Origin of the sequence: Paracoccus sp. (in: a-proteobacteria) (assembly GCF_046289755.1) — a bacterium.
Taxonomy (GTDB): Bacteria; Pseudomonadota; Alphaproteobacteria; order Rhodobacterales; family Rhodobacteraceae; genus Paracoccus.
The window spans coordinates 24,522-32,916 of sequence record NZ_JBKBVD010000042.1; the positions used below are offsets into that span (position 1 = coordinate 24,522).

Consider the following 8,395-nt stretch of genomic DNA (forward strand, 5'->3'; position numbering starts at 1 on the left):
GCAGCAGGATGGCCGAAGTTCTGGTTCTGGGTGCGGGCATGGTCGGCGTGTCGACGGGGCTGGCCCTGCAGGCGCGCGGTCACGATGTCACCATTGTCGAACGTGGCACGCCGGGGCGTGAGACCAGCTATGGCAATGCCGGACTGATCCAGACCGAGGCAGTCGAGCCCTATGCCATGCCGCTGGCGCCGTTTACCCTGTTGCAGATCGCGCTTGGCCGGGGTTTTGACGTGAAATGGACGCCCTCGGGGTTGCTGCCGCAGCTTGGCGCGATCCTCAGCTATGCGCGCCACTCGCTGCCTGCGGCGCACAAGCGCGCCTCGGTCACCTGGGGCAAGCTGATCCGGCAATCGACCGACCGCCACGGGCCGCTGATCGCCGCCGCCGGGGCCGACAATATCATCCGCCGCAACGGCTATATCGAGGTGCATCGCACCCCCGCCCGCATGGACAAGGCCCGCAAGATGGCCGAGCGGTTCCGCACCGAATTCGGCGTCGAGGCGCGGCTGATGGACGGGCGCGAACTGCGTGCGATGGAACCTTCAGTCAAGATCGAGGTTGAGGGCGCAACCCATTGGTCTGACAGCTGGAACTGTGCCGATCCGGGCGGGCTGGTCGCGGCCTATGCGGCACTGTTTCAAAAGCAGGGCGGGCGGATCGTGAACGGCGATGCGGGCGATCTGCACCGCAAGGGCGCGGCCTGGGTTGCCGATGAGGCCGAGGCCGAACATGCCGTGATCGCGCTGGGGCCGTGGTCGCCGATCCTGACCGAACGCTTTGGCCTGCGCGTGCCGATGGTGTTTAAGCGCGGCTATCACCGGCATTACCATATGGAGATGCCGCCCCATCACCCGATCGCGGATTTCGGCAATTCGGTCGTCATGTCGCCCATGCGCCGGGGCTTGCGCATCGCCACTGCCGCCGAACTGACCCCGCATCCCCGCCTGTCGCCGCCGCAGCTGAAACATGGCGAGAAAGCCGCGCGCGAGCTGTTCGACATCGGCGCCCCGGTCGAGGCCGAGCCCTGGACCGGCCGGCGTCCCTGCATGCCCGATATGCTGCCTCTGGTCGGGCGCGTGCCCGATCAGCCGAACCTCTGGGCGCATTTCGGCCATGGCCATCAGGGCTTTACCCTTGGCCCCGTCACCGCCGAAATTCTGGCCGATGAGATGGATGGCAAGCCCGGCTGGGATCAGTTGCAGCCCGCGCGGCTCAAGCGCGGTTGACTTTCTCCCGCGCGGCCACATCTTGGGGACAAGTCCGAACACAACGGGAACCCCATGGGTCACAACAACACCAACGCGCCGGTCGCGCGCGTTCCGGAAGTCACGCGCCCCAAGCTTGAGGGCGGCAAGCGGTTCATCCTGCACAGCACGTTTGAACCTGCGGGCGATCAGCCGACCGCGATCCGCGAACTGGTCGCGGGCGTCACCGGCGGCGAGCGCGATCAGGTGCTGCTGGGCGCGACCGGCACCGGCAAGACCTTTACCATGGCCAAGGTGATCGAGGCGACGCAGCGCCCCGCGATTATTCTGGCACCGAACAAGACGCTGGCCGCGCAGCTATACGGCGAATTCAAAGGGTTTTTCCCAGAGAATGCCGTTGAGTATTTCGTCAGCTATTACGACTACTATCAGCCCGAAGCCTATGTCGCGCGGTCGGACACCTATATCGAGAAGGAATCCCAGATCAACGAGGCCATCGACCGGATGCGCCACTCGGCCACCCGGGCGCTGCTGGAACGCGACGATGTGATCATCGTGGCCTCGGTGTCGTGCATCTATGGCATCGGCTCGGTCGAGACCTATTCGGCGATGACGCAGGACATGATCGTGGGCGAAAGCTATGATCAGCGCGAATTTCTGGGCCAGCTGGTCGGGCAGCAATACAAGCGGCTGGATACCAGCTTTCAGCGCGGCAGCTTTCGCGTGCGCGGTGATCTGGTCGAGGTCTGGCCCGCCCACCTTGAGGATCGGGCATGGCGGTTCGATTTCTTTGGCAATGAGCTGGAGGCGATCACCGAATTCGATCCGCTGACCGGGGTGAAGTCGGACAGCTTCAAGCAGATCCGCATCTATGCCAACAGCCACTACGTCACCCCGCGCCCGACCCTGCAACAGGCCAACAAGGGCATCCGCAAGGAACTGGCCCTGCGGCTGAAGCAACTGACCGATGAGGGCAAGCTGCTGGAGGCGCAGCGGCTGGAACAGCGCACGAATTTCGATCTGGAGATGCTGGAGGCCACCGGCGTCTGCAACGGCATCGAGAACTATTCCCGCTATCTGACCGGCCGCGCGCCGGGCGAGCCGCCCCCCACGCTGTTCGAGTTCATCCCCGACAACGCGATTGTTTTCGCGGATGAAAGCCACGTTTCGGTGCCGCAGATCGGTGGCATGTACCGGGGCGACTTCCGGCGCAAGTTCACTTTGGCAGAACACGGGTTCCGCCTGCCCAGCTGCATGGACAACCGCCCCCTCAAGTTCGAGGAATGGGACGCGATGCGGCCTCAGTCGGTCTTTGTGTCGGCCACGCCGTCGCAATGGGAGATGGACCAGACCGGCGGCGTCTTTACCGAGCAGATCATCCGCCCCACCGGCCTGCTGGACCCGATGATCGAGATCCGGCCGGTCGAGATGCAGGTCGACGATCTGCTGGATGAGGTGCGGCGCGTCACGGCGGCGGGCTATCGCACGCTGGTCACCACCCTGACCAAGCGCATGGCCGAGGATCTGACCGAATATCTGCACGAACAGGGCATCAGGATCCGCTACATGCACAGCGACATCGACACGATCGAGCGGATCGAGATCCTGCGTGACCTGCGGCTGGGCGCCTTTGACGTGCTGGTGGGCATCAACCTGCTGCGCGAGGGGCTGGATATTCCCGAATGCGGGCTGGTGGCCATTCTGGATGCCGACAAGGAGGGGTTCCTGCGGTCCGAGACCTCGCTGATCCAGACCATCGGGAGGGCGGCACGCAACGAGGACGGGCGCGTCATCATGTATGCCGACCGCATCACCGGCAGCATGGAACGCGCCATGGCGGAAACCGAGCGCCGCCGCGAAAAGCAGATCGCCTATAACGAAAAGCACGGCATCACGCCGCAGACCGTGCGCAAGAATGTCGAGGATGTGCTGGCGGGCCTGTGGCAGGGCGACACCGATCAGGCGCGCGTCACCACCAGGGTCGACAAGCCGTTGGTCGGGGCCAACCTGGCCGCCCATCTGGAGGCGATGCGCACGCAGATGCGCAAGGCCGCCGAAAATCTGGAATTCGAAGAGGCCGCGCGCCTGCGCGACGAGGTCAAGCGGCTGGAGGCGGTCGATCTGGCGATCTCGGACGATCCTCTGGCGCGGCAATCTGCCGTCGAAGAGGCCGCCGAGGCGGCGGTGCGGTCCTCGGGGCGCTCGACCGCCGGGCGCGCGGGGCAGCGGGGCGGCAACAAGCGATCGAAGCGGCGGAGCTGAGGGGGCAAGGGGGCGTTCCGCCCCCTCGGCCGCAGGCGGCCTCACCCCCTGAGGATATTTTCGCCAAGGCAAAGAACCGGATGTCAGCCGCAGGCGATCTGTCCGACCCAGCCCTTGGGGTCGACATACATGGTCAGGCGGGCGGGATTGGTGGCGGGGGCGGCGCCCTGACCCAGATTGATCTCGCGGCGCGGCAGGGCGGGAGGCAGCACGATTTCGCCCACGTTCCGGCCGATCAGCGCCCGGTGCTGCGCGGGATTGCACTGATTGCCGGACACGGTATAGGCCGATCCGCCGCCGCAGCCAGCCACCACCGCCAGCAGGGCCAGAGGGGCGAGCCGGCGGGAAAATCCTGAAAACGCGTTCATATCACAACTCTCTGATGTGCGAGTTCCGGGGGACAGGGGCATGCTGTCCCGGACGACGCTTTGAAACAACAGGAAATCCATCATGTCCGACCGCTGTCTGATCGCGGCTTCCCTGGTCTGTCTGACGACCACATCCCTGTCTGCCTCGTCCGACGCGGCATGGGAACAGTTTCGCGACGATGTGCGCAGCAGCTGCATGGCGCTGGTCGAGCAGGGCGAGGTCGAGGTCGACGTCAACCCGTTCGGCTCTGACAGCTATGGCGCGGCCATCCTGCGTATCAGCCATGCCGGGTTGCCGGCCGATATGGTGCTGTGCATCTACGACAAGCAGACGGGCGCGGCCGAACTGACCGCGCCGTTCCCGGCTGAACTGTCGCTCTGATCCGCTCACCGGGCCGCTTGGAAGACGCCGCAGGCGATCCGGCCGCCCGCATCCCCGGTCGGCTGGGTGCTGTAGTCATCGGCGTGATCGTGGATGATGATGGCCGAGCCGTCATCGTCCTGCATCAGGTCAAGCGTGAGGTGGGGCACGAAATATTCGACCGTGATCGCACCGTTTTCGGGCACATGGAGGTTGGGCAGATCGCCGGGATGCGGTCCGTTCCCGGCCATGATGCCGTGGTCGCGGTCGCCTGCCAGATGGCCACCTGCAGTTTGGAATTCAGGGTCGTCGCAGGCGCCCGTTTCGTGGATATGGACCCCCATGACGCCCTGCGGCAGGTCGGTCAGCGTCAGCCGGACCAGCATCAGCCCCGAAGGCGTCGCGGCCACGGTCGCCTCGCCGTGGCTGGTGCCGTCGGGTCCGGCGATCGCTGCGGTCAGGTCGGGTTCGACGGCGGGGGCGGGGAGGTCATGGCCCTGATCCTGGGCCACCGCGAGGCCGGCCGTGGCAATCAGGGCAGCGGCGGCAAGGGCAAGTCTCGCGCGGGGCGCCATGTCAATCTCCTTCTCTGGGTCCAGCAACAACCCCCATTCCGGCGTTCCGTTCCACCCGGCTGTCGGGGGGCTTGAACCGCGCCGCCGATTTGGCGATAAGCAGGCAGGTTCAGACAGGAACGTTCCCATGCTTGTGCGCATCTATCAGCCGGCCCGCAACGCCATGCAGTCGGGCACGGCCCGCAGCAAAAACTGGGTGCTGGAATTTCCGCCCGCCGATGCGCGCGAGATCGACCCGCTGATGGGCTGGACCAGCAGCCACGACACCCAGAGCCAGGTTCGGCTGCGGTTCGACACCCGCAAGCAGGCCGAGGATTACGCCCGCGAACACGGGCTGGATTTCGTTGTGCAGGAGCCTCAGCGCCGCGGCGTGAACGTGCGCCCGCGCGGATATGGCGAGAATTTTGCCACCGACCGCCGCGTGCCCTGGACGCACTGACCCCCCGGCTATTGTCGCCTGCTATTGTCGCCTGCGCGGCCACATCCGTTGCCAGATACCGTCGCGCCGGATCAGGCCGTGATGGAGTGCGGCCCCCAGATGCAGCGCCAGCAGCCCGATCAGCATCATTGCCGTGACCGCGTGCAGGCCGCTGGCCCATTCGGCCAGCCCGTCTGATCGCGGCATGATGCGGCCCGCACCCGACAGGCCCAGAAGCTCGATCGGAAAGCCGCCCGCGCGCACGCGGATGATCCCCGACAGCGGCATGATCACCAGTCCCGCATAGAGCAGCCCATGCGACAGTCCCGCCGCGCGCCGCTGCCACAGGGGCAGGGTGCCGGGCAGCGGCGGCGGGCGGTGGGTCAGCCGAAAGGCGATGCGCAGGGCGATCAGCGGCACCAGCAGCACGCCCATGTTCTTGTGAAACAGGAACAGCATGTCCTGCGTCTCGCGTGACAGATCGTCGCGGGTCATCAGCAGGCCCGCCGGGATCATCAGCAGCACCGGCAGCGCGACCGACCAGTGCAGCCAGATGGCCGGGCGGCGATAGGCGGGGGGTGGGGTCATGGTGCCTCCGATCCCGGTCAGCATAGCGCGGTCCGGCGATTGCGCGAAGCCCTGAAAGGCGCTTGACGCGCCGGGGGCGGCGGGGTTGCTTGTCTGATGCGCAACGCCCGACCCCTGCAGATCTCGTCCCGCACGCCTATTGTCCCCGTGCCCGTCCTGCTTGGCGCAAGTGCGGCGGGGCTGGCCGTCTGTCTGCTTTCGGCGCTGGCGCTGTCCTTGCCATTGCGGGGCGTTCTGGTCGCCGGGGCGGGTTTTGCCGGGCTGGCCGGGGTGCTGGGACTGCTGATGCGGGCGCGCTATCCGCATGGGCATTTCGGCGCCTGCAATCTGGTGACGCTGATCCGCGCGGCGATCGTCTGCACGCTGGCCGGGGCGCTGGCCGGGGGGATGGCGGCGGGCTGGGCAGTGGCGGCGCTGGCCACGCTGGCGCTGGCGCTGGACGGGGTGGACGGCTGGCTGGCGCGCCGCCACGGTCTGGCCTCGGGCTTTGGCGCCCGGTTTGATGTCGAGGTCGACTCGGCGCTGGCGCTGATCCTGTCGCTGCATGTGCTGGCGGGCTCGGCGGTGGGGGCCGAGGTGCTGGTGCTGGGCCTCATGCGCTATGTCTATGTGGCGGCGGGGTGGGTGCTGCCATGGCTGCGCGCGGCGCTGCCGCCCAGTCAGCGGCGGCGGGTGATCTGCGTGATCCAGCTTGGCGTGCTGATTGCGCTGCTGACGCCGTGGCCGGATGCGGCGCAGGCGATCTGGCTGGCCCGTGCGGCGGCGGTGGCGCTGATCTGGTCCTTTGCCGTCGATATTCGCACCCTGCACCGGATGGCACGATGAGCCTGCGCGATGTCCTGCGCCTGCTGCTGGCGGCGGGGCTGATCTGGCTGGTCCTGCTGTTGCCTGCGCGCCCCGGTCAGGTCACGGGCTGGCTGACGCCCGAACTGCCGGTGATCCTGCTGGCGCTGGCGCTGCTGGGGCGCGGGTTGCGGCCTGTCGCGGTGGTGGCGCTGGTGCTGCTGGCCGCGCATAAGATCGCGGATCTGGCGATGGTCTCGGCGCTGGGGCGCGGCTTTAACCTGCGCGCCGATCTGCCGCTGATCGAGGCCGGAATGCGGCTGATCGCGGGCAGCGTCGGCGTGCCGGGAGCGGTGGCGGTTGCGCTGGGGGCCGGTGTGGCGCTGGCGGCGATCGCATTGGCGCTGTGGTGGGCCTGCGGGGTCTGGGCGCGGGCGCGGGGCCGCAAGGGGCTGGCGGCGCTGGCCGTTATGGCCGCCGTGGCGCTGGTGGCGGTGCAGATGGGGGCGATCCGGGCGGATGCGGCGCGCTATGCCGCGGGCAGGGCGGCACTGTTTGCCGAGACGATCCGCGAACTGCGGGCCTTCCGCGCGGCGGCGGCGCATGATCCCTTTGCCGGGGCGGCGGGGCTGCTGGGCGCGATCGACCGCGACGTGCTGGTGATCTTTGTCGAAAGCTATGGCCGGACCAGCTTTGACACGCCCCTTTATGCCGACACGCATCTGCCGACCCTGCGCCGGGCCGAAACGGCGCTGGCCGGGGCCGGGCTGGCGATGCGGTCGGGCTTTCTGACGGCGCCGACGCGCGGCGGGCAAAGCTGGTTGTCGCATGCGACGCTGGCCTCGGGGCTGTGGATCGCGGATCAGACCCGCTATCGCACCGCGCTGGTCAGCGACCGGCAGGGGCTGTTTCACCACGCGCAGGCGGCGGGATTCCGCACGGCGGCGGTGATGCCTGCGATCACCCTGCCTTGGCCCGAGGCCAGCCGGATGGGCTTTGACACTGTGCTGCCCGCCCGCGATCTGGGCTATCGCGGACTGCCCTTCAACTGGGTCACGATGCCCGATCAGTTCACCATGGCCGCTTTGGACCGGCTGCTGCGCGACGACAGCGGGGACGGCCGCGACGACCGGCGCCTGTTTGCGCAGGTGGCGCTGATCTCGTCGCATGCGCCATGGGTGCCGGTGCCGCACCTGCTGGACTGGTCCGACATCGGCGATGGCCGGGTGTTCGACCAGATGGCGCAGGCGGGTGACCCGCCCGAACTTGTCTGGCGCGACCGCGACCGGGTGCGCGATCAATACCGGCAGGCGGTCGATTACAGCCTTCAGGTCGTGGCCAGCTATGCCGCGCTGCATGCCGCCGACCCGCCGCTGATCCTCGTGATCGGCGACCATCAGACCGCACCCCGCATCGCGCTGGACGAGCGACCCGATGTGCCCTTTCACGTCATCGGACCAGAGGCTCTGGTGGCGCGCACCGCCGGATGGGGCCTGCATCCCGGCCTGATCCCGCCGCCCGGGGCGCAGCCGCTGCCGATGGACCGGCTGCGCGATCTGATCCTGGGCAGCTTTGGCGGCGGGCCTCCGGCATGAGATGGGGGGTGATCCTGCGGCTGGCTGTGGCGGTGATGATCGTCACGCTGGTCTGGTGGCAGACCGATGCCGCCGATGCGCTCGCGCGGTTGCGGCGGGCCGATCCGCTCTGGCTGCTGGCCGGGCTGCTGGCGCTGTGGGCGCAGACCGTGCTGTCGGCCTGGCGCTGGCGGCTGGTGGGGCGCGCTTTGGGTCAGCACCTGACGGCGCGCCGCGCGCTGTCCGAGTATTTTCTGGCGC

At 67.9% G+C, this 8,395-nt stretch carries 10 protein-coding genes; 7 read left to right on the forward strand and 3 right to left on the reverse strand.

Going from position 1 to position 8,395, the window contains the following annotated elements:
* Window positions 1–8: 8 nt before the first annotated feature.
* Complete coding sequence (locus ACK41U_RS14555) at window positions 9–1,226, forward strand: NAD(P)/FAD-dependent oxidoreductase (RefSeq protein WP_409681536.1); 1,218 nt, start codon at window positions 9–11, stop codon at window positions 1,224–1,226.
* Window positions 1,227–1,280: 54 nt separating this feature from the next.
* Entirely contained in the window at window positions 1,281–3,467 is a 2,187-nt protein-coding gene (gene uvrB, locus ACK41U_RS14560) for an excinuclease ABC subunit UvrB (protein WP_409681538.1), read from the forward strand.
* Window positions 3,468–3,550: 83 nt separating this feature from the next.
* Here the strand turns inward: uvrB and ACK41U_RS14565 are convergent, their stop codons facing one another.
* Window positions 3,551–3,835, reverse strand: coding sequence for a hypothetical protein (locus ACK41U_RS14565; RefSeq protein ID WP_409681540.1), 285 nt, complete (start codon window positions 3,833–3,835; stop codon window positions 3,551–3,553).
* A gap of 82 nt (window positions 3,836–3,917) precedes the next feature.
* On the opposite strand from ACK41U_RS14565, the gene ACK41U_RS14570 reads away from it, so the two are divergent.
* Window positions 3,918–4,217, forward strand: coding sequence for a hypothetical protein (locus ACK41U_RS14570; RefSeq protein WP_409681541.1), 300 nt, complete (start codon window positions 3,918–3,920; stop codon window positions 4,215–4,217).
* 5 nt (window positions 4,218–4,222) lie between these two features.
* Here the strand turns inward: ACK41U_RS14570 and ACK41U_RS14575 are convergent, their stop codons facing one another.
* Window positions 4,223–4,771, reverse strand: a complete 549-nt coding sequence (locus ACK41U_RS14575; protein ID WP_409681543.1) for a superoxide dismutase family protein — start codon at window positions 4,769–4,771, stop codon at window positions 4,223–4,225.
* A gap of 127 nt (window positions 4,772–4,898) precedes the next feature.
* Here ACK41U_RS14575 and ACK41U_RS14580 point away from each other — a divergent pair, with 127 nt between their 5' ends.
* Window positions 4,899–5,210, forward strand: a complete 312-nt coding sequence (locus ACK41U_RS14580) for an ETC complex I subunit (RefSeq protein ID WP_409681545.1) — start codon at window positions 4,899–4,901, stop codon at window positions 5,208–5,210.
* 21 nt (window positions 5,211–5,231) lie between these two features.
* Here the strand turns inward: ACK41U_RS14580 and ACK41U_RS14585 are convergent, their stop codons facing one another.
* Entirely contained in the window at window positions 5,232–5,777 is a 546-nt protein-coding gene (locus ACK41U_RS14585; protein WP_409681547.1) for a cytochrome b, read from the reverse strand.
* Between the two features lie 96 nt (window positions 5,778–5,873).
* Here ACK41U_RS14585 and ACK41U_RS14590 point away from each other — a divergent pair, with 96 nt between their 5' ends.
* The 3 genes from ACK41U_RS14590 to ACK41U_RS14600 form a co-directional block, all read left to right on the forward strand.
* A complete protein-coding gene (locus ACK41U_RS14590; protein ID WP_409681549.1) occupies window positions 5,874–6,602 on the forward strand; it encodes a CDP-alcohol phosphatidyltransferase family protein in 729 nt (242 codons plus the stop codon).
* A complete protein-coding gene (locus ACK41U_RS14595) occupies window positions 6,599–8,155 on the forward strand; it encodes a sulfatase (RefSeq protein ID WP_409681551.1) in 1,557 nt (518 codons plus the stop codon). Before ACK41U_RS14590 ends, ACK41U_RS14595 begins: the two co-directional genes overlap by 4 nt.
* A gap of 8 nt (window positions 8,156–8,163) precedes the next feature.
* Window positions 8,164–8,395 (forward strand): lysylphosphatidylglycerol synthase domain-containing protein (locus ACK41U_RS14600; protein WP_409681553.1); only part of this gene is annotated, 232 nt, incomplete at its 3' end.

Coding starts and splice junctions, on each gene's coding strand:
- ACK41U_RS14585 (WP_409681547.1), bottom strand. CDS start 5,777: ATGACCCCACCCCCCGCCTATCGCCGCCCGGCCATCTGGCTGCACTGG.
- ACK41U_RS14555 (WP_409681536.1), top strand. CDS start 9: ATGGCCGAAGTTCTGGTTCTGGGTGCGGGCATGGTCGGCGTGTCGACG.
- ACK41U_RS14595 (WP_409681551.1), top strand. CDS start 6,599: ATGAGCCTGCGCGATGTCCTGCGCCTGCTGCTGGCGGCGGGGCTGATC.
- ACK41U_RS14580 (WP_409681545.1), top strand. CDS start 4,899: ATGCTTGTGCGCATCTATCAGCCGGCCCGCAACGCCATGCAGTCGGGC.
- ACK41U_RS14590 (WP_409681549.1), top strand. CDS start 5,874: ATGCGCAACGCCCGACCCCTGCAGATCTCGTCCCGCACGCCTATTGTC.
- uvrB (WP_409681538.1), top strand. CDS start 1,281: ATGGGTCACAACAACACCAACGCGCCGGTCGCGCGCGTTCCGGAAGTC.
- ACK41U_RS14575 (WP_409681543.1), bottom strand. CDS start 4,771: ATGGCGCCCCGCGCGAGACTTGCCCTTGCCGCCGCTGCCCTGATTGCC.
- ACK41U_RS14565 (WP_409681540.1), bottom strand. CDS start 3,835: ATGAACGCGTTTTCAGGATTTTCCCGCCGGCTCGCCCCTCTGGCCCTG.
- ACK41U_RS14570 (WP_409681541.1), top strand. CDS start 3,918: ATGTCCGACCGCTGTCTGATCGCGGCTTCCCTGGTCTGTCTGACGACC.